Source organism: Sphingopyxis sp. H053, from assembly GCF_001468225.1.
GTDB lineage: Bacteria > Pseudomonadota > Alphaproteobacteria > Sphingomonadales > Sphingomonadaceae > Sphingopyxis.
This window is the reverse complement of record NZ_LNRU01000007.1, coordinates 405,430-423,623: the sequence shown is the minus strand read 5'-3', so window position 1 is coordinate 423,623 and position 18,194 is coordinate 405,430. Positions and strand designations below refer to the sequence as shown.

Annotated in this window: 21 protein-coding genes; 6 read left to right on the top strand and 15 right to left on the bottom strand. The window is 61.6% G+C overall.

Going from position 1 to position 18,194, the window contains the following annotated elements; genetic code table 11:
* Positions 1-257: 257 nt before the first annotated feature.
* Both ATE70_RS16455 and ATE70_RS16450 read right to left on the bottom strand, forming a co-directional pair.
* Positions 258-578, bottom strand: a complete 321-nt coding sequence (locus ATE70_RS16455) for a DUF736 domain-containing protein (RefSeq protein ID WP_037557208.1) — start codon at positions 576-578, stop codon at positions 258-260.
* 256 nt (positions 579-834) lie between these two features.
* Entirely contained in the window at positions 835-1,266 is a 432-nt protein-coding gene (locus ATE70_RS16450; protein WP_037557225.1) for a hypothetical protein, read from the bottom strand.
* A 702-nt stretch (positions 1,267-1,968) separates the two neighbouring features.
* Between ATE70_RS16450 and ATE70_RS25245 the strand changes: the two genes are divergently transcribed.
* Positions 1,969-2,175 carry a hypothetical protein gene (locus tag ATE70_RS25245; RefSeq protein WP_037557209.1) on the top strand — a complete coding sequence of 69 codons (207 nt, stop codon included), beginning with the start codon at positions 1,969-1,971 and terminating at the stop codon, positions 2,173-2,175.
* A gap of 70 nt (positions 2,176-2,245) precedes the next feature.
* Here ATE70_RS25245 and tcmP read toward each other — a convergent pair whose 3' ends face one another.
* Both tcmP and ATE70_RS16435 read right to left on the bottom strand, forming a co-directional pair.
* On the bottom strand, positions 2,246-3,415 hold the full coding sequence (gene tcmP, locus ATE70_RS16440; RefSeq protein WP_037557210.1) for a three-Cys-motif partner protein TcmP: 1,170 nt from the start codon (positions 3,413-3,415) through the stop codon (positions 2,246-2,248).
* Positions 3,416-4,153, bottom strand: coding sequence for a DUF5131 family protein (locus tag ATE70_RS16435; protein WP_037557212.1), 738 nt, complete (start codon positions 4,151-4,153; stop codon positions 3,416-3,418). It abuts the gene before it with no gap.
* Positions 4,154-4,449: 296 nt separating this feature from the next.
* On the opposite strand from ATE70_RS16435, the gene ATE70_RS16430 reads away from it, so the two are divergent.
* From ATE70_RS16430 to ATE70_RS16415, 4 genes are read left to right on the top strand one after another with little or no spacing between them, the layout of a single operon-like run.
* Positions 4,450-5,121: a DUF6088 family protein gene (locus ATE70_RS16430; RefSeq protein ID WP_037557226.1), complete on the top strand. Its 672-nt coding sequence runs from the start codon at positions 4,450-4,452 to the stop codon at positions 5,119-5,121.
* Positions 5,118-6,158: a nucleotidyl transferase AbiEii/AbiGii toxin family protein gene (locus tag ATE70_RS16425; RefSeq protein WP_052182450.1), complete on the top strand. Its 1,041-nt coding sequence runs from the start codon at positions 5,118-5,120 to the stop codon at positions 6,156-6,158. Before ATE70_RS16430 ends, ATE70_RS16425 begins: the two co-directional genes overlap by 4 nt.
* Complete coding sequence (locus ATE70_RS24910) at positions 6,155-6,547, top strand: hypothetical protein (protein WP_137752010.1); 393 nt, start codon at positions 6,155-6,157, stop codon at positions 6,545-6,547. The genes ATE70_RS16425 and ATE70_RS24910 overlap by 4 nt, the downstream gene beginning before the upstream one ends.
* An 18-nt stretch (positions 6,548-6,565) precedes the next feature.
* Positions 6,566-8,245, top strand: a complete 1,680-nt coding sequence (locus ATE70_RS16415; RefSeq protein WP_052182451.1) for a hypothetical protein — start codon at positions 6,566-6,568, stop codon at positions 8,243-8,245.
* Here the strand turns inward: ATE70_RS16415 and ATE70_RS16410 are convergent.
* Genes ATE70_RS16410 through ATE70_RS16395 form a run of 4 tightly spaced genes read right to left on the bottom strand, consistent with a single transcriptional unit; the run spans position 8,219 to position 10,615 of the window.
* Positions 8,219-9,127, bottom strand: a complete 909-nt coding sequence (locus ATE70_RS16410; protein ID WP_081933209.1) for a HesA/MoeB/ThiF family protein — start codon at positions 9,125-9,127, stop codon at positions 8,219-8,221. The two genes, ATE70_RS16415 and ATE70_RS16410, sit on opposite strands and share 27 nt — an antisense overlap.
* Positions 9,124-9,633, bottom strand: coding sequence for a hypothetical protein (locus tag ATE70_RS16405; RefSeq protein WP_037557217.1), 510 nt, complete (start codon positions 9,631-9,633; stop codon positions 9,124-9,126). The genes ATE70_RS16410 and ATE70_RS16405 overlap by 4 nt, the downstream gene beginning before the upstream one ends.
* Entirely contained in the window at positions 9,630-9,959 is a 330-nt protein-coding gene (locus ATE70_RS16400) for a hypothetical protein (RefSeq protein WP_037557218.1), read from the bottom strand. Before ATE70_RS16400 ends, ATE70_RS16405 begins: the two co-directional genes overlap by 4 nt.
* Positions 9,956-10,615, bottom strand: a complete 660-nt coding sequence (locus tag ATE70_RS16395) for a multiubiquitin domain-containing protein (protein ID WP_052182452.1) — start codon at positions 10,613-10,615, stop codon at positions 9,956-9,958. Before ATE70_RS16395 ends, ATE70_RS16400 begins: the two co-directional genes overlap by 4 nt.
* Positions 10,616-10,752: 137 nt before the next feature.
* Here ATE70_RS16395 and ATE70_RS16390 point away from each other — a divergent pair, with 137 nt between their 5' ends.
* Positions 10,753-11,103 (top strand): helix-turn-helix domain-containing protein, encoded by a 351-nt coding sequence (locus tag ATE70_RS16390; RefSeq protein ID WP_037557219.1) that lies wholly within the window; start codon positions 10,753-10,755, stop codon positions 11,101-11,103.
* Between the two features lie 72 nt (positions 11,104-11,175).
* Here the strand turns inward: ATE70_RS16390 and ATE70_RS16385 are convergent, their stop codons facing one another.
* The 7 genes from ATE70_RS16385 to ATE70_RS16360 form a co-directional block, all read right to left on the bottom strand.
* The gene (locus ATE70_RS16385) at positions 11,176-12,825 is read right to left on the bottom strand and encodes a hypothetical protein (protein WP_037557220.1); all 1,650 of its coding nucleotides are present in this window, start codon (positions 12,823-12,825) and stop codon (positions 11,176-11,178) included.
* A complete protein-coding gene (locus ATE70_RS16380) occupies positions 12,825-13,481 on the bottom strand; it encodes a DUF2971 domain-containing protein (protein WP_037557221.1) in 657 nt (218 codons plus the stop codon). Before ATE70_RS16380 ends, ATE70_RS16385 begins: the two co-directional genes overlap by 1 nt.
* Positions 13,482-13,874: 393 nt before the next feature.
* Positions 13,875-14,381: a DMT family transporter gene (locus ATE70_RS25240; protein ID WP_197411480.1), complete on the bottom strand. Its 507-nt coding sequence runs from the start codon at positions 14,379-14,381 to the stop codon at positions 13,875-13,877.
* A 36-nt stretch (positions 14,382-14,417) separates the two neighbouring features.
* Positions 14,418-14,762, bottom strand: coding sequence for a DMT family transporter (locus ATE70_RS25235; RefSeq protein ID WP_197411479.1), 345 nt, complete (start codon positions 14,760-14,762; stop codon positions 14,418-14,420).
* A 9-nt stretch (positions 14,763-14,771) separates the two neighbouring features.
* Positions 14,772-15,701, bottom strand: coding sequence for a HEPN domain-containing protein (locus ATE70_RS16370; protein ID WP_037557222.1), 930 nt, complete (start codon positions 15,699-15,701; stop codon positions 14,772-14,774).
* Positions 15,702-15,763: 62 nt separating this feature from the next.
* Positions 15,764-16,702: a DUF2493 domain-containing protein gene (locus ATE70_RS16365; RefSeq protein ID WP_037557223.1), complete on the bottom strand. Its 939-nt coding sequence runs from the start codon at positions 16,700-16,702 to the stop codon at positions 15,764-15,766.
* Positions 16,703-17,140: 438 nt separating this feature from the next.
* The gene (locus ATE70_RS16360) at positions 17,141-18,187 is read right to left on the bottom strand and encodes a DUF7146 domain-containing protein (RefSeq protein WP_037557224.1); all 1,047 of its coding nucleotides are present in this window, start codon (positions 18,185-18,187) and stop codon (positions 17,141-17,143) included.
* Between the last annotated feature and the right edge of the window lie 7 nt (positions 18,188-18,194).

Below are 18,194 nucleotides of genomic sequence, written 5' to 3'. Positions count from 1 at the left end.
CACCCGCCCCCGGTTCGCCGCCGCGTCCCGGCCCCCTCGCTGACCTTTCATTTCGAAGACCTGTCGACATTCTGCCGTTCGCAACATGCGCGGCACTCGTCGTCTGCGACAGCCCAGTCGCCGAAAAGGAGGATAACCGAGTGCCGGGCCCCGGAAACCCACACTCGTCAGCACAAGACACGAAAAGGCGGCCCAGAGGACCGCCTTCACGTGATGAAATCAATCGGCTCCGCCCGAAGGCGGAGCCGGGGTGCCCGTCAGGCAGGCGGGTTCCAGATGATGACCTTTTTCATCGGGTCGTCGCCGGGGGCGTTTGCGACATTGCCGTAGATGGTCCCGAACTCGGGGGCCGACATCGTCACTGCGATATATTCGGCGCCGGTCGATTTGGCGGTCTTGACCCAGGCTGCGCCAAGTTCGAAGCCGTTCTTGCGGCTGAGGATGCGATAATCGGGTTCGTTGTCCTTGGCCTTGCGGCCGTTCGGGACAATCGCGATCTGCGCGGTGACGTTGAGGGTGGCGAGCGTGCCTTCGAAGCTGCCGTCGGCCTTGACGTTGAGGTTGGCGATGGTGGGCATGGACTTTCTCCTTCGGTTGCTCGGGGGACATCCCCGATGGCGCCAGAAGAAGGGACCGCGAGCTGCCGTCACCGAGCGGAACGCGAGGGCGAACCCCGCATGGGGTTGACGGCCAGAGGCGAGCCGGGCCCGCAGAAAGGCGACAGAAAAGGGGTGGCCTTGAGCAACTGAGAGAGAGCTGCCGCCGCGTCCATTCAACGATCCGCGCCGGACTCAAAGGCCGGTCCACCTGACCCACCCGCCCGATCCGGTCCGATCAATCGCAGCGATGCGCACCCCAATATTTGTCCCAGCGCGCGGTGAGGCCGCTGCGGGTCATCGCACAGGAGATATCGCCCGACCGGGGCGATGTGCAGAAGGCGGCGGTGCGGGTGCCGCCGGCCCCGCCGCGCGATAGGCAGCGCATGGCCGGTCCGCGCACGAGAATATGGCCAGTCCGGTTCCGCCCTTGCGGCGTCCCGAGCAGGCCGACGAGATGATCGCGCGCCGCGACCGGATCGGCGTCCGGACAGGGATGCGCTGAACTGCAGCTGCCATTCATTTCGCGTGCGGCGACCCCGGAAAGGCGAACATGCGGACCTTCCGCGCACCAGATCGGCCCATCGCCATCCCAGACTGCGACGGGGGTGCAGGTGAAGGATTGGCCGGCCGGAACGACCGAGGCGAGCAGGAACAGACTGAATATCATTGCGGGATCCGTAGTGCCGACCGCCGATCGATTCAAACCCCGTAACTATCGCAAGGCGTCAAAGAACCGCGCGAAGCGCGCAAAGGCAAACGCGCTCTTGGCGAGGCCGCAGCCGGGCGGCGTGCGCGCGGGCCTGTGGGCCAGCCGCCGTCCGGCAAGGATAGCGAGCCAAGTGCGCTGCGCGGCCCAAGATAACGCGCGGCCCCTGGCGCCGCCTGCCGGCGCCAGAGCACGCCCATTCAGCCGCGCTCGATCTTTCCGCGGCGAATTGCGAAGTTCAGCCTTTGTAACGAATGACGTGCCGCGGCTCGCCGCAAAGGCCGCATGGCTCTTTGAGCCGCTCAAATCCTCCGACGCCGGCAGCTGCTCCGGTGGCGACGCTTGCCTGTGACACCGAAGAAAGGTCGAGCCGGTCTGTAATGCATTCGTCGCAAAGGGGCGCCCCATCCATTCGCCGGACGAGCGCCTCGACACGTTCTGCAATGGTTGAGCGTCTAGCCATTAGGCGGCTGTAGAGAGGGACCGAGTTTTTGGAAAGTCACCGATGTCGGACCACGGGATCGACTCGATTTGATCGTGAGAAACACCGAAATCCCCCCATATCAGGTCGACGTTCTATGTTATTCTCGCGTCATGACCTCCGGCCTAGAACGAGTCGCCCGCGCACTTTGCGAGTTGGATGCAAATCCACCCAATGCGCGGATGGATGGCAAGTCGCTTTGGGAAGACTATTTGCCGGAGGCACAGGCCGCGATCATGGCTCTTCGCGAACCCGACATGACGATGATCAGCGCCGCAGCGCTCGAGGCTGGCCACGTTAGCAAAGATGAAGTCGGAAGAATCTATCGAGCCATGATCGACGCCGCGATGATCCACCAAGTGCCGACCGCAGGCAAAGCCGAGCGGTAGGAAAAGCAGAACTGGCCGCAAGCAGACCGACAGGTTTTAGTTTCCTGGGATGAAAAGGGGACGCCGCTCCTTAAGGCGCGAGGTGTGGAGCAATTTTGATAGAGAAATCATCCTTCGGGCGCCTCAACACGTCGCCGCTCCACGCAGGGACAATTATGAGCCCGCGCTTCCTTAAGTCGTTAGCTATGTCACCGAGGGCGCCGTAAGTAACCGCGCAAAGATCCAACACACGCGGCCAGACATCTTTCCATTTCAAATCGGCCGAGCTCTCCGACAGGATTTGAAGCATCGTTGACCGCGCGGCCGCCTCGCCTTGGGATATTTCGCGAGCGCTTCGCTCGCCCGGTTCCATGGCAGATTGGCCAGCAAACATGTCGTTCATTCCGCTTGCAACCCTCCGCGTCTCCGCCTTTTTCGCCGATTTGTAGGTCGCTTGGGTCTCGAGAGACTTTCTGTGTGCGTCACGGAACACCTTGATGCCGGCTGGGTGCCGAGTCAGGTAAATGAGCTTGTACAAGGGCCGATCGACCGCCGTCTCGTCGACGGTTAACGCCGGCGCGAATTTATAGTCCCCCATGCGCCGCAACGCTTGGCGGGCGCGCTCGGAAATGGCCGCTTCTCTTTCGGATCCGCGCAGTTCAGCGAACTCCGCTCTCCAACCGCCATTTTCTTGCAGATCGCCGAGCCATCCTTCGAGTGTCGGCATCCGATCCTGTGATCCCGCAAAGCGGTTTGCGAATTGGAACATGAAATTCATGAGAACTTCCGTTCGATCCGGCGAGATCAAGCATCGAAACTTCCGAACGTCGGGAACACCTTTGGGGTCTATGACGACGAACCGGAAGGCTCTCGCAGGAATGGCGGTCGCGATTGCGGATGCGTGATCCTCGGCCTGACCCGGGTGACAATGTATTTCAACGTCGGGAAAGCGCTTTACGGCGTCGATTAGCTCTGCAAAATTAGCGGGATCTTTCTCAACGAGGTGAGCCACCATGGTCACTTTACGGCCGAGTTCCGCCTGCTTCGCTTTGGCTTCCGTCATCCTGCGGAGGGCAATTCCAAACGATGTGTCCGAATAATCGCCGCTCTTTGACTGCCACGGTCCGGCAAAGAGATCGACATAGGTGAATTCGTTTGCCCAGCTGACGATCTTGGGAATTTGGGCCGGCATATAGGTATCGAGGAACGTGTGCTTCACCAGCGCCTGTTCCCGACCATCGTACCAGCGCGGATCGAGCATTTAGCCGGCCGCCCGCGTCAGGCGGGGCCACTCACTCCACTCGCGGCCATCAAGCTCCCGTCCGCCAGACTTTGGTCGAAATCCGCCCCATTGTTTGAAGAAGAAAGGCACGCGCTGTTCTCGGCACGCGTCGCGTATCTCCCGTGCCCACTCGATCCGCATCACGCGGGCATTGGGACCGCTTTCTCCGCCCGCTATGACCCAGTGTATGTCCTTCAGGTCAATAGGGCCTACAGAGCCTATGAGAGGTTCCACCGATAGAAAGCGGACTGCGGATTTGGCCGCACGAAGATGGGCAACCCGCGCCGCGCCTTTCTGGTCTTCGACGGATACGCCTACCCATATGTGCGCGGGCGGGCTTCTGTCGGCATAGCGGCCATTCATATAGTCCCGGAGCCTCGGGCTCCGCTTGGTCAGGACCTGGTACGTGTGCCAATTGGCCGCCTCCATCGTGTCGAATATCCGATCGATGAAGGATGTCGGTATGGCCTTATGGAAGAGATCGCTCATCGAGTTTACGAAAATCATCCGTCCACGGCGCCAGCGCAGTGGCTGATCCAAGCGCTCGGGCCGGAGGGTCAGGTCAAACCCGTTTTCGAAGGGATGGCCCGGCACTCCACGGAACCGCTCGGAGAAGCGCGCGGCATAGCAGTTATCGCATCCAGCGGTGATCTTCGTGCAACCTGTGACGGGGTTCCACGTAGCGTCGGTCCACTCTATTGCGCTGTGATCAGCCATTGTCGTTCTGCTTTGCCCCGTCTCGAAATCGATTAGACAACCGAATTTTCGTGAAGCTGAATCTCACATAATCCGTGCGAATGGAATCCGGTTTTTGCAGTAGAGGATTTGAGGCTTCCTGCTGAAGGTCCACAGGCTGGGCGCGGCGCCATTCTGTCTGTCCGAAGAGTGCAACATGCTTCGGACATAGCTGTCTGAAGTTTACATCATGGTTCGGACATTGCCGTCCGAACGAAGTGACATGCTTCGGACAAATTAAAATAGACATTGTCCGAAAAATGTATCATGCTTCGGACATGATGGGGAAATCGTCCGGAGCCGACGATGATGTGGGCAGGAACATCATGCGCCGAGTAAAGCGAAAGCTGGGCCAAGCATGGACCCCGGCAGACTTCAGCGACCTCGGCAACCGGCAGGTCATCGACAAGAATTTACAGCGTCTGACCAAGGCTGGCGAACTCCGCCGCATCGATCGAGGGCTCTACGATCGCCCCGTCCACAACGAACTTACGGGCAAGCCCTCGGTCCCCGATTATCGCGCGGTCATCGAGGCGGTCATTCGCCGGGACCAAGCCCGCATGGTTGTCGACGGCATGACAGCCGCTAACGACCTCGGCCTGACGACGGCTGTGCCGGCGCGGATCGAGGTCTTGGTGGATGCGCGGCTGAAACCGATCACGCTCGGCAACCAAGAAATCACCTTCAAGCACGCCGCTCCGAGCCGCCTCTATTGGGCTGGCCGCCCTGCAATGCGAATCGTGCAAGCACTCTATTGGCTCAAGGATGTGATCGACCGCAGCGAAGAGGAGCGCACTCGCGTCTATGACGCGCTCTCCGCGATATTGTTGGACCCAAGGCACGGCCGGACCCTTCGCAAGGACTTGAAGGACGGCCTCGCCGCACTTCCGATCTGGATGCAGGACTTCCTCCGCGAACTCGTCACGCCGGCCAAGGTGCGGCGCGCGTGACCCGCGCCGGCTACCAGCAGATCATCGGGTCGAGAGAAGCCGATCGCCGGGACCTGTTCCTGTCGGCCGCGAACCGGCTTGGCACGCCGCTCGGCAATGTCGAGAAGGATTTCTGGGTCTGCTGGACGCTGGACCAGCTCTATCATGAGCGCAGCGCCGACCAGCCACGGCTGCTCTTCAAGGGCGGCACCTCGCTTTCGAAGGCGCACGGCCTCATCAAGCGCTTTTCCGAGGATATCGACGTCACCATATACAGGGACGATCTCGGCGAAGCCGCGAGCGTCGACGAGCTCGAAGCGTTGTCGGGCAAAAAGCGTGAAGCGAGACTCGACGCCATCCGGGACGCCTGCAGCACTTATATCACCGGTCCTCTCCAGACCGATATCGCGGCGCGCCTCGCCGAGGCCACGAACGGCGCGGGACGCGTAGAGATCGACAAGGCCGACCGCGACTCCCAGACCCTGCTAGTCTGGTATCCGTCGCTCGAACATGACGAAGCGAGCTATATCAAGCCAGCCGTCCGCATCGAATCTGGTGCCAAATCGGCGCTCGATCCGAACGGCAAAGCCACGGTCACGCCCTATGTCGCCGAAGAGTTGCCGGATCTAGATCTCGCGGTTGCCGAAGTAACGACGATCGACGCCGAGCGGACCTTCTGGGACAAGATCGTCATCGCGCACGGGCTGCGCAGTTGGTTCGATCGCCGAGGCGTCCTCAAGAATGAGGGCCAGCGTATATCGCGCCACTATTATGACCTTCACTGCCTTGCGGATACCACGCTTGGCCGCGAAGCGATGGAGAAGGATGAACTTGGCGCCGACTGCGTGCGTCATGCCCGCATGTTCTTCAATCGACCCGACTTCGACCTCGCCTCAGCGGCGAAAGGAAGTTTCAGCCTCGCGCCGGCCAAGGCGATGCGCGAGGCGCTGCGGCGCGACTATGCCGCAACCGAGGCAATGATCTTCGGCAAGGCTCCAGCCTTCGACGAAATCATCGCAACCACCGAGAAAATCGAAGCCAAGGTGAACGGCCAATGATCGCCGACATCCAACTGGATTCGGAACAGAAATTCCCAACCGGTTCGCAGAAAGTCGTGCGGCCTTTAAGGAATACTGCAGTTTTGGGGCTAAACGGCGGCGATATTCATTGCCGACTCGCCCTGTGTTTCGTAGCGAAAGCGAATCATTGCGCCCTGCCGGCCCGGCAGGGCGCGTTCGATTCGCGAGGAGGACCCATGAAAAATGGTATAAAGTTACTCGCGGACAATACCTACGGACGTGTAGAGATTTCCAATCGCAAGGAATTCAAGCACTTCAATCTTCGACCATCGAAGAAGGCCGTCGAAGAAATCGAACGGCTCGAAGAGCTGACGCTCGCGGCAGAACAGCGACTCGGAAATTTCGTCGTCGGCGCGAACCGCGGCTGATCGGGAGGCAATCGCTGAATGCAGGCTCAAATCCAGGTAGGACCCCTGCTCGGCGAAGACGACTGGACTGAATTGGCCGAATTGGTGGGGGCCGACGAGTCCGCGCTGCTGCAACAATTGCTACGCGATTACAGGGAGGCGGGTGCGAAGGCCTATCTCCTCGAGCGGGCCTATATCGACCGCGACTTCTCCGCCGCCTATTCGGCCTTCTATTCGACCCTATTCCATCCCTATCTCAAATATTGCCAGCGTCTCCACTTCTTCGGGTGTGACCTTTCGTATCTCGGCAAGGTCGATAGCCCCGAAGGCCTGTCGCGCGAGGTCGCTTCACATGACGACGACTATCTTGGCTTTGTGGTGCTGCGCCCCGTTTCCCACGCGCCGGTTGCAGCGGCGGTAATCTCGGCAGCTGCGATTGCTTCCGACCCCTCGACGATCATCGACGTAACGGCGGATTATCCCGTTCACCTCGTGGGGGCTGACCTTACTGTCACGGGATTCCCGCTCACCCAGCAAGACACACGCGTCGGCGCCTGCGCGCAGGCGGCAATCTGGATGGCAGGACGCCATTTCCATCGCGCGCATGGCGGACCCTGGTTCTCGATGCCTGACATCAATGATGCGGCGCTGAAGCCCACAGACAATTTCGTGACCCGCTCACTTCCCGCCGGATCGGAGTTCCTGAGGCCCGACAACATAATCCGGGCGCTACGGGCGATGGACCGTCATCCGGTCTTCGATCTCGGCAAGGCCGCGGTCGAACAAGGGGTCGGCATCAAGCCTCTGCATGAGGTGATTGGTCGTTATCTCGATTCCGGCATCCCAGTGCTGATCGGGCTAAAGGGCCGGGACGGCGCGACGGTCGGCCATGCTGTCGTTGCCATCGGCCGGGTGATGCGCGAACGCGGCGATGACGACCTGCCCGATGACCCGACCTCGGCCGAACTGATTTCGCATCTCATCGTCGCCGACGACCAGAGGGGGCCGGTCTGCCGCCTGCCGGTCTACAAGGACGACGCGCTGGAGGCGGGCGCGCCCGGTGCCTATCCGTGGACGCTCGAAGAGGATGCGGTTTATTCAGTGACGCCGCTGCCCGGGAAGGTGTTCATGACCGGCGAAGTTGCCGAAACACTGAGCCGCGACTTTCTTGCGAGCTGCGTCGAGCGCATCGAAGAGTATCGCGAACTCGCCCGCATGCGCGCCGGCGAAGGCAGTGCTGCACTCGGCAAGGCGATCGCCGTCGATCCCTCCTTTTTTGCGGTTTCGCCTTCAAGACTCGTGGCGCGGACCTATCTTACCTATGGCTGGCGTTATAAGGGCAGGACGCTCCGCAATCGGCTTCCCGATATCTTCAAGTTCGAAATCTTCCGACACCAATATCCACGCTACGTGTGGGTGACCGAATTCTCGCTTCCCGACGATCTTCGCGGTTTCGACCAGTGCCAGCGGAAGGTGCGTGCCCATGTCGTCGTCGACGCGACAGGCAGCAAGTTCGGCGAGAGCATGCTGATCGTCCAGGTGCCCGGGCTTTCGATGTTCTGGACGTTTGACGCCGACAGCCCGACCCAGACTTATAACCTCATTTTCCGGACGACCGACGAAGCCGAACCCTTCCTGCCCAAGGTCCGCAATTGGCCCGACTTCGACCAGTGCGAAGTGCCGGACGCCGGGTCAGATTCGGACGCCAAGCTGGCTTAACAGGCGGCGCCACCACGATCCGCTGGTCGGCGCCACGCGCGTCTCCTCCCGTTCCGTTTCTGACTGCCTTGCCGGCGCCGGACGTCGAACATCGAACAGCGGGTCACCGGTCTCGCATGCGCCATGGTGCCGACATGTTTGCCCGGCGACCGCCTTTAAGCGATTGCTTGTCGCGACCTGATGACGATTGCCATCATATTCGAGGTAGACGCTGGCGACGGGTTCGCGCATCCACGGCAGCAGCAGTTGCATGACGAGGCCCACGGCCAACGACGCCAGCACGCCGTTCGGCCAGACCACCTGCGGTTTGCCGCCGGCGGCGCCATATTTCTGCGCCTCTTGCTCAAGCCGCGCGTCGGTGAGAACGCCAAGGCACCAGAGGCATGGCCCGCCCGGGGAAGACAGGATGACCTGGCCGCCGATCGCGAATTGATCGCCGAGGTCGTGAACGTCCATGCCCATATCGATACAGGGGATCATCATCCGGCGGCAGAAGGCTTCGAGTTCGCTCCGTTCGCGGTAGGAATCGACGCCGCCGACGATGATGTCGCATTCGGCGAGCGCCTCGGTTGCATCCTGCCACCTGCATGCAAGAGCAAGGAAACGCGGCGCCGCGACGAGCCCGCGCACCATTCGTTCGGCGACATCCGCTTTCGGCGTCGCGTTCTCGGCGTCGGCGGCGGTTGCACCGACGAGGCGGTTGAGATTGCTGTCCTCGACGATATCGGGATCGACGCAGACGAAGCCCCCGATTCCCAGATGGGCGAGCTGCTGCACCACATGCGAACCGCCGCCGCCGAGGCCGACGATGCCGATCGTCACGGCGCGGAGCCGGGCGTCGCTGTCCGGCCCCAGAAAATCCTGCCGGTCATAGCGGCTCATGACATCGCTCCTTCCATCCAGAGGGTGGCGCCGACCGCGGTGAACCGGGCAATGGGGAGCGGTCCCTGACCACGCGCAAGCCAGAGGTCTCCCGCTATATTGTCGGCGCTCAGCACGATCGCGCCATGCGGTACATGTGCGGCGACGTTGAAGAAGTCGGGCACGAACTTCGCATTCTCGCGAATGTCAGTGCCGCTGAACCCGGGACGGCCGCGATGTTCGTGCATATGGACGTGCAGCGCCGCAGTCCGCGACTGGTAGCTGCGCTGCAGCGCCTTGCGGATTGCCTTTGACCCCATCATCGCGCCGACGCTCGGGTCGTCGATATAGTCGGCGTCCTCGACCGGGTGATAATCCTGCGCGAGGAGAAATAGGCTGCCATCGCCGATGCGCGACACGCCCGCCGAAATCCAGCCAACGCGCTCATATGCGAAGGCGTGACGCCGCCTCAAGTCGCCTCGAATGGCGTCGAGAAGCGGGGCGCGGATCTTGAAATGGACGTTCACCGGAAGGCCGCCAGATGATTTGCAAGGATGGAAGTCCATGGCTGTTCTGCCTCGATGTAGTTCCAGGACCAGCAAAACCAGTTCCGGGTGAAGAGATTGTGCTGGGTCCAGTTTGCGAGATGACCGGGAACGGCGGCGTTAAGGAAGAGCCGCGTCTTATAGCCGCTATGCTCGTGAGGGCAGAGCAGCGCATCGCGCGTCACCGGTCCCGCCCGCGTCGCGATCACCAGCCCGGGCAGATGGACGAAGGTACGGCCACCTTCGACCAGCGCGACCGCATCCGGGTAGATGGCCTTGATGCGGTCGAACTGATCTTCGGCATTCACGAGGAGCCGCCCTGGCGAACGTGGCTGACGAACTTCATGCGGGCGATCACGCGGATCGCCTCGCCGGGCTGCAGGGTGCGGAAGCTGCCCTGCTTGTCGACGACGTCGAGGTCGAGATCAGCCGATACGCCGAGCGCGTCCTTCAACGTTTCGGTCGTATAGTCGCCGGCGAGGATCCGGACCTTGTCCCCGTTGAGGTCAACATTGACGTAACGCGGTTCGTCCGAGCGGTCGGCAGTGTAGAAGTGCTCGACCTCCTTGCCCTTGAGGGTGACGCTCTCGGTATCCTCGACGAGGTCGTCCCTGCCGCCCTTCGGGTCGAAAAAGATATCCTTAGCCGCCGGCACTAGCGCGAGAACGCGGAGTTCCGCGCCGCTGATCTCATCCTTACCCCAAGGGAAACGGCGCCCGTCGACGACAAGGAAGAAGAGGCGGTCGGCCTTCACCGAGCTGAACTCTTCCTTGCCGCTCGCGCGAAGGTCGATTTCTTCAGCGAGGTTGATGTCTTCGAGCAACCCGTCGCCCTGGCGATAGAAGAGCAGATGCTCGTCGACCGGGATACGGCCCGCGATTTCGAGCAGGTCGCGGCCCTTGACCAGTGGGTCGCTCAGCAGATGTTCGACGCCGTCGATCGTGATCGCAAAGCGCCCAGACATGGAATTCTCGTTCGTCACAACATTTCTCCATACGAAGGCACTTGCGCCTTGTTGACGTTTTCGACATGATGATCGTGTCGATAACGCTAAAATAGGAAACATGTCGTTTATGTCAATATATTCATCGCGAAATCGCCATGACCGATAACAGCGGATCAGGTGAGATTTTCCGGGCCCGGCTTGCAAGTGCCCGTGATGCAAGGAAAATAAGCCAAGGCGACCTAGCAAAAAAAACTGGCCTCCCGGCAAGTTCGATCTCGCATTTCGAAGGTGGCGGTCGCAAACCATCTTTCGACAATCTGCTGAGGCTCGCCGACGCGCTCGATGTTACGACCGACTATCTGCTCGGGCGCAGCGAGGATGTGGGCACGTCCGTGGCTGCGCAGAAGCTCCAAAAGCATCTGGACGGGTTGAATTCCTATGATCTCGATATTGCAGAGAAGTTCATCGAAGTTCTCGCCAGCAAATCGACGAAGCCACCCGGGTAGAAGGTGCGAAGTGTAAGTTGCGAGCTCAGGGCGTCCGCGGTCCATCAAGCCGATAAACCGGAACCGTTGAGGTCATTGACGGCTAGGGAGCGGCGTTTCCCGACCAGAATCCGATCCGTTACCTACGGCTTCGGCGACCTCAAGCCGCTCCGGACCGACCTCCCGCAGGTGATCGGGGTGAATCATGATTGGATGCTCATATCGTGATGCAAGCTCCTCCATGTACTCATAGAGATCGGGGACCATCGGCCGCACGTCAATTGGTCGAAAGGATACCGAACTGTAGACGCGCTGATCACGCGTGGTGGGCTGAAGTTCAATCTCAACGCCGTAGCTAATGCCGTCGCCCGCGAGCTCGGCACTGTTGAAGTAGATCGCCTTTAAGGCGCCCCCATCCCCCGCGATTGTATCCGTGTCGAATGCGAACCGAGCCTCTGGCTTTGCCCGAAGAAGCAGATCCGCAGCCAGCTGGATCCAGCGGCTGTCCCACAGGTCACCAATCGCGAGGGAGGCCTTGGATCGCACGCCGGCCAGTTCAAGCAACCGCCGCCAATCGGAGGCGATCTTGTAAAGCGCCGGCAGGTCCTCGACGTCGGGGCCGGTTAGCACATTGCTCATAGGCAGTTTGATCGGGCCAAAGCGACCGTCGTCACCGCTCATTACGATTGCACCTTCGCCCGAGGCGAGGTTGGCCATTGCGCGGAGCAGCATCACGAGGTCGTCGAGCGTCCGGCCGCCCTGCTCGAAGATGCCCTTGGTCTCGAAATCCGCCTCGCGCTCATGGAACAGGAAGCTGAAGTCGGCGTGACGGATGAGCATCCGCAGGCGCGCGTCGAAGGGAGGCGCGAAGAATATCTCGGCGTGGAAGGTAGCAGGCGGGGTCAGTGGCGCGCCGGTCACCACGATCTCGCAACCACCGGCTGAGGGAGGCGAAAGCATGATCTCCTCAACCGCGTTCAGCATGTCGTGATCATAGGGCACCGGCATATCGAAGCGATTGTCGAAGGCCTGAATAGCCAACGGCTTCAGCGGAACCATGCCGAGCACGACGCGGGTCAGCTGCTCGTCGCTGTCCGGTCTGAAGAAGACGTCGCCGACGATGCGGTCATCACCGTAACCCAGTTCCGCGAGCTGGCCGAGCTTCTCGGCTGAATAGGCGGCAGGATCTGGGCCGCATGCCCGTTCGATCGCTGCGCGAAGGCCCTGCGGCGTTACCTCAAAGGGGTGGCCGAGCTTGCGGTAGTCGAAGGAGATCGACTGTCGGTTGATATCGCGGTTTCCGATGAATTGCTCGTGCCTCAACCTGCGGAGCAGTTTCTCAAGCGGCGCGCCGAGAAGATGGACGACATAGCCCCTGATCGGCGTGCCATCGGGCCTCATCCTGAAGACGATGATGACCGCGGGAAGCGGGCTTTTCGCAAGCAAGTCCGCGGCGGACAATCGCAGTTGGACATTGCCAGTCCCGACCGACTTCGTGGCCTTTAGCTGGACATGACAGGTCGTCTTGCTGCGCTGGTCCAGGATGCCGTCCTGCATAGGCAGGTCCACGACGAAATCCCATCCCGAACGGTCGCGGTCACTCTTGTTACAGACGATAAGCGCGCGCGGGCAAAGATAGATGAAAAGCCCTTCAGCCGCAGCGCCGAGTTCATCGTTAGGAAGATCCAAGACGACGGGAACGCCATCGCCCTCGGCCCTCGCCTCGCCTTCCGAACCACCCATTACTGCCACAGATCCTCCCTCCGCTGCGTAACTACGCGATACGTCCCGAATGCCAGGCGCGCCTTGTGCGCTACAACCCCCCGCGCCCCATCGCCAAGCGCCTCTGCGACCTGAGCGCGCGTCGCGGGGCAGTCGGCGCCTACGATGACCTCCCGCAGGACTAGGTCGCCATCGAAGCCGCGATACCAGATCCGGCACGCATCATCATAGGTTTCGAGGTCGACGATCATGCGCACTTCATCCTCGTAGGTCCAATGGACAAACTTCACGTCCAGCGCTTTCAGCACGAATGATCCCATGTCGAACCCGGGCGCATCGATGACGGTGGCATCGACGGCGGCGCGGGACTTCCGGTACTGCACATCCCGCAGCAGCCGGTCAGGCACGTCGAAGCCCAGGCACAACCCGCGGTGATGGTCTGCATAGTGGCTCCACTGAACCGGGTTGCGCCAGCCTCGGCTGAAGCACAGCATGCCCCGCCGCTCACCGAATTCCTTTCGGGCCTTGCCCAAGGTGGCGCGGAGACCACTATCTTTCAGGTTCAACGAAAGCATCTCGAACGGGTCATTCACGTCAGCGAGAGTCGCGACTTTCAACCGCCTTCGGGCGATGTCCTGGAGACCGTATTCGCAGTTGACGAAGTGGTAAACGCGCATCGCGCTAGAATTGCCGAGAAACGGAGTGCCAGCCAATAGCCAATTGGGCCGAGTCCATGAATGACCGCTTTCGGATCCGCGCTTCTTTCACTTGGACAGCGACAAACAGGCGCAAAGCCGACATACAAAAAAGGCGGCCTAAAAGGCCGCCAAAGTTGAATGGAGGAGCCCTCCTTTTGGGTCGCATCGGGGCGCATACAGCAGCAAAAAATGCACGCCATCGAAATCAGTATTCCGTAACGGAATTACGCGTGACTGATGCATTGGCGCAACACAAAATCACTTTAGCCAGAGTTCTGACACGTATCTTGCATCGCCCCCCCCCCCGCCATCGGTTAACGACCGTCGCAGCAACTCTTCACCATACGCGCGATGCGGATCGAATTTCCCCGACTATCGCAGCTCCCGTTCGACAAGCAATTTCGTCGCTGGTTTGCGCCGCAGCGCCACGATCAACGCACCGAGCATTGCCAGCCCGCCGCCGATAGCCATCCGCATATCGAAATGATCGTGGGTGATCAGCACACCGAGCCCGATCGTCGCGAGCGGCGTCATCAATGTCAGCGGTGCGAGCAAGTTCGCTTCATAGCGGTCGATGAGGTGGTAATAGACGGAGTGCGCACCGACCGACACGATCAGCGCCGTGAATACGACAGCGGCGACAAGCGGCCGTCCAGTGGTCGTCGCCGCCGTCCATTGACCGTCTTCAAGCAAGATCGAAGCGAGTGTCAGAACGGTCGCCGACACCAGTCCCACCCAGGCCTGAAAGCGGAACGGTTTGACGCCATCAACCTGCTTCATCAGCACCGCGCCAGCGGCGCCGGCGAAGGCGCTGGCGGCGACGAACCAGAGCCCCGTCGAAAGCGAAAGTCCACCGGGCCGCCAGGTCACGATCAGCACGCCGACCAATGTCAGCGCGATGCCCAGTCCGCGGCGCTAGTAGATACGCTCGCCGAGCACCAGCACCGAGAGCAGCATGGTAAAGGGGACACCGAGCTGCAGAATAATCGCGGCCTCAGAAGGTGAGACAGTCTGCAAACCGACGAAAAGTAGTGAAAAGCTTCCGCCGCCCAGGCACAGGGCGATGGCAACAATCCGCCATGCCGGCCGCGGCATCGGCAGCAACCATGGCCACATGACCATCGCGACGACCGCAAAGCGTAGCGCCGCATAGAAAAGCGGCGGGACCGCCCAGTCCGTTACTATAATCTTGCTCAGGACATTGTTGAATGCCCAGATCAGGCACACGGCGACGAGAAGGAAGAAGTCACGAACGCGCATGTGCCGGGTCTACTCCGGAGCCTGCACAGCTTCTTCAAGGTTCGCTATCCGTTCAGAGCAGATGGCATGCACGGCGCGGCCCAGCTCCTCCACGCGTCCAGCCAGCCAGAGCAATTCTTCTTCGCTGATTCGATAATGTTTGGAGTAGCGAGCCTTCACATAGGCTTCCTTGAGCTTCTCGAAGCGCGCGCGGTCTGCCTTCACCTCGCGCGGCCAAACATCGACAAGCCGCATGTTTAATCGCTCGGCTTGCGTGCGCAAAAATCCCAGGTTGTGGACGTGGGGCGTGTAAAAATTGCAGACCAAGAGCACGCAATGATAGAGAAACTCACTGCTCTGATGGAGGTCAAACGCGGCGGGCTTCAGAAACCCTTTTTCGCGGCCCATCTTGGACAGCTCGAACCGCTGCATGGCGAGCGGAAACCACTCGTCGAAATATTCCTGCGCCATCGCCAGCGCCTGCTCGGGCGTCTTGGGCTTCGGCTTGTGCAATTCCTTGTCGTCATATTCGTAGAGCGCGATCCCGTCGCCCGCGACGTCCATGAAGAAATAGCGGCCGTGAGCCAGCCCATCGTTCACTTCCTGCAGCGTGTGGACGATGAAGTTGACCGGCGTGTGCAGCGTCTTGTCGATCGCAAGCTCGCGGGTCAGCCGGTCGTCGAGCTTCGACCAGAAGTCGATCTTGTCGGTCAACCGCTTGTCGTTGACGATGATCAGGAGATCGAAGTCCGAACGATAGCCCTTTGCGGTGTGCGGCTCGTCGACCCAGCCACCGCGCGCATAGCTGCCGTAGAGGATGACCTTGTCGATCCGACCCTTCTTTTTCCAGCCCATGGTGCCGAGCGCGATCGCATCCTCGAATTCTTCGAAGATGATCGCCTTCACACGTTCGAGCTCGCGCTGCTTGTTCGCCGGAAGATGATCGAGATCGGTTTTCATTGATTTTCATCCTGTAATCCTGCTCGCCGGATGGCAAGCGCCGTCAGATCCAAATCGACAACTCAGGCTTCCTTGAGCCGAAAATCCCAGACCGGAATGCCGAACGCCCGCGCCTTGTCGACAAGATTGTCCTGGATGCCGGTGCCCGAAAAGACGACCAGCCCGGCGGGCATCGCATCGATCAGCCGCTCGTTGCGCTTGAACGGCGCCGCTTTCTTGTGCCGGTTCCAGTCGGGCCGGAACGCTACCTGCGGCACGCCGCGCGCATCGGCCCAGCAGGCCGCAGCGCGCTCGGCGCCGGTTGGCGTCGCACCATGCATCAGCACCATGTCGGCATGACGCGCATGAACCTTGTCGAGCGCCGACCAGATGTGGCGGTGATCGTTGCACGCCGGTCCGCCGCTGAAGGCGATGCGCGTTCCCTCGGGGATCAGGGCCTGGGCCTTTTCGCGGAGGCGTTTGTCCATGAAGTCGCGGCTGTCGATCATCGCCGCGGTCATCGTCTTGTGACGGACGCGCGACCCAGTGCGCGGGGTCCAGGCCTTGCGGGCATGGATGCGGAACTGCTCGGCGGCGCATTCGCGGAAAAATTCCATCGTGTCGCGCCGCTCGATCATCGTGATGCCCTCGGCGATCGCGCGCTCGAGTTCGACCGAGCGAATTTCGCTTCCATCCTGCTCGCGCTGGAGTTCGCGCTGCGCCTGTTCGTTGCGGTCGAGCTCGCGCTCGATCCGTTCGCCGGCGCGGTGAAAGATATTGACGATGCCCCAGAGCAGATCTTCAAGATCGGGCTCGATGCGGGTATCGACCAGGCAGCCCGCCAATGCGTCGAAGATATCGGCGACGGCGCCGCCAGCGAGCCGGTCGTCTGGAAGCGGCCGTGCGTCGGGTTCGTCCTCATAGGGCCTATGACCGTAAAGCTGCATTTCCTGGAGGAGGTAGGCGCTGGCGCCGGGTTGCTGCGGTTCGCCGCGTTCGGGAAGGTCTGACAGGTCGATCATGTCATTTCTCTTGTCTGGGGCCGCGCCTCTCGCGGCCTTCGCGGCGACGCCTCGGCGGCGGCGGGTGCGGGTTCGCACCGCGCGGCACCCCGCGCGGCCGAAGCGCCAGCGAAGGATGGCGGGCTCGCGGCTATTTTGTTTCGCGATGCAAAGGGGCGCCAGCCCCGGCGGAAAATAGCCGCGAGCAGAGCCATTGCACGGCCCGCGCACGCTGCCGCAGTCGCCCTCCAGCGAAGGCCGAGGCGCGGCCTCCCGAGAACAGGCTGATCGGGCTTCCCCTTCCCGGACCGGCTTGATCCGATCCCCGCGGCGAGGTGACACACCGCTTTCCGAAACAACTATGGGATTTCGGGCATCATGAGGATGGCGCGCGCGATTGCGACGTCCCAATTCGCCGCCGCGCTGCTGGAGGCGTTGCGCCGCTGGCGCCAGGCGCGATCAGGCTGCATCGAGCATCCGCTCGGCATCGACGACGTGCATCTGCGGGGCGATCGAAGCGACGAGCTGCGAATGGCCCATCTGCATAAGATCGCTGTTCAGATCGTCCAGCGCCGGATCGAGCGGCAGGATATCGATCCCTAGCTGGACGGCTCGCTCGGCAAGAGCGGCGAATGCAGCGCGTCCCGCTGCATCCCGTTCGCGGGCAACATAGAGGCGGCGAAGCGGCGCAGGAAATTCCAGCGCCGCGAGATGGGCGGCCGACAGCCCGGCGATGAGCGGTAGTGCCGGGGCGATTTCGCGCAGCGAGAGCATGGTTTCGATGCCCTCACCGAATGCCATGACCTCGCCCGAGAGCCCGAAGCGGACGCCATGACCCAACAAATGCCCCATCGCGCGCCGCGGATAAGCCACGGGCGCCTTGGTCGATTGGTGCGGATCAAGCCATGTGCGATGAACGCCCATGAGCGAGCCGCCGAGGTCGGTCACCGCAGCGATCATCGCCGGATAGGCCGACTTGACCGACGGGCCATCCTCCTCCGACCGGCGATAATAGCAGTGCGGGTGGCATCGCAGCGCGGGCACATCGCCGACGTGCCGAAGCGCACGGCCCGCCAGATAGGTGCGCACAGGTGTCCCAGCGATGGGCTTCGACGCCGCCCAAAGCCGCGCTGCCGCCTCCGGGCTGCCAGCGGGCGCCCGGCGCGGACGCGGACGCGGCCCCTGCGTGCCCGCGTCGGATGGAGGCAAGCTCAGAAATCGCCGCGCCTCGGCGAGCGTTTCAGCGAGGTTCGTATGCGCGCAGCTGGCGGCGATGATGTCGAGCAGGTCACCATGATCGCCAGTCGCGGCGTCAGTCCATTTGCCCGCCGTGCGGCGACCATCGCCATCGGCGAGACGCACATAAAGACTGCGCCCAAGCGCATTGCCCTTATCGCCGACCATCCAATAATGGCCTTCGCGGCGACCGTTCGAGAGGTATTGGCGGCACGCCGCCTCGGCATTTTCACCGAGACGACGCGCAAGTTCACGGACCGGACTTTCCATAGCGGGG

What these genes read in the sequence shown, in the direction of transcription:
- ATE70_RS16385 (WP_037557220.1), bottom strand. Translation starts at nt 12,825, where the DNA reads ATGGGTGGTTCGGAAGGCGAGGCGAGGGCCGAGGGCGATGGCGTTCCC.
- ATE70_RS16390 (WP_037557219.1), top strand. Translation starts at nt 10,753, where the DNA reads ATGACCGATAACAGCGGATCAGGTGAGATTTTCCGGGCCCGGCTTGCA.
- ATE70_RS16360 (WP_037557224.1), bottom strand. Translation starts at nt 18,187, where the DNA reads ATGGAAAGTCCGGTCCGTGAACTTGCGCGTCGTCTCGGTGAAAATGCC.
- ATE70_RS25245 (WP_037557209.1), top strand. Translation starts at nt 1,969, where the DNA reads ATGGATGGCAAGTCGCTTTGGGAAGACTATTTGCCGGAGGCACAGGCC.
- ATE70_RS16430 (WP_037557226.1), top strand. Translation starts at nt 4,450, where the DNA reads ATGATGGGGAAATCGTCCGGAGCCGACGATGATGTGGGCAGGAACATC.
- tcmP (WP_037557210.1), bottom strand. Translation starts at nt 3,415, where the DNA reads ATGCTCGATCCGCGCTGGTACGATGGTCGGGAACAGGCGCTGGTGAAG.
- ATE70_RS16455 (WP_037557208.1), bottom strand. Translation starts at nt 578, where the DNA reads ATGCCCACCATCGCCAACCTCAACGTCAAGGCCGACGGCAGCTTCGAA.
- ATE70_RS25235 (WP_197411479.1), bottom strand. Translation starts at nt 14,762, where the DNA reads ATGCGCGTTCGTGACTTCTTCCTTCTCGTCGCCGTGTGCCTGATCTGG.
- ATE70_RS16365 (WP_037557223.1), bottom strand. Translation starts at nt 16,702, where the DNA reads ATGATCGACCTGTCAGACCTTCCCGAACGCGGCGAACCGCAGCAACCC.
- ATE70_RS16395 (WP_052182452.1), bottom strand. Translation starts at nt 10,615, where the DNA reads ATGTCTGGGCGCTTTGCGATCACGATCGACGGCGTCGAACATCTGCTG.
- ATE70_RS16435 (WP_037557212.1), bottom strand. Translation starts at nt 4,153, where the DNA reads ATGGCTGATCACAGCGCAATAGAGTGGACCGACGCTACGTGGAACCCC.
- ATE70_RS16450 (WP_037557225.1), bottom strand. Translation starts at nt 1,266, where the DNA reads ATGATATTCAGTCTGTTCCTGCTCGCCTCGGTCGTTCCGGCCGGCCAA.
- ATE70_RS24910 (WP_137752010.1), top strand. Translation starts at nt 6,155, where the DNA reads ATGATCGCCGACATCCAACTGGATTCGGAACAGAAATTCCCAACCGGT.
- ATE70_RS16370 (WP_037557222.1), bottom strand. Translation starts at nt 15,701, where the DNA reads ATGAAAACCGATCTCGATCATCTTCCGGCGAACAAGCAGCGCGAGCTC.
- ATE70_RS16380 (WP_037557221.1), bottom strand. Translation starts at nt 13,481, where the DNA reads ATGCGCGTTTACCACTTCGTCAACTGCGAATACGGTCTCCAGGACATC.
- ATE70_RS16410 (WP_081933209.1), bottom strand. Translation starts at nt 9,127, where the DNA reads ATGAGCCGCTATGACCGGCAGGATTTTCTGGGGCCGGACAGCGACGCC.
- ATE70_RS16415 (WP_052182451.1), top strand. Translation starts at nt 6,566, where the DNA reads ATGCAGGCTCAAATCCAGGTAGGACCCCTGCTCGGCGAAGACGACTGG.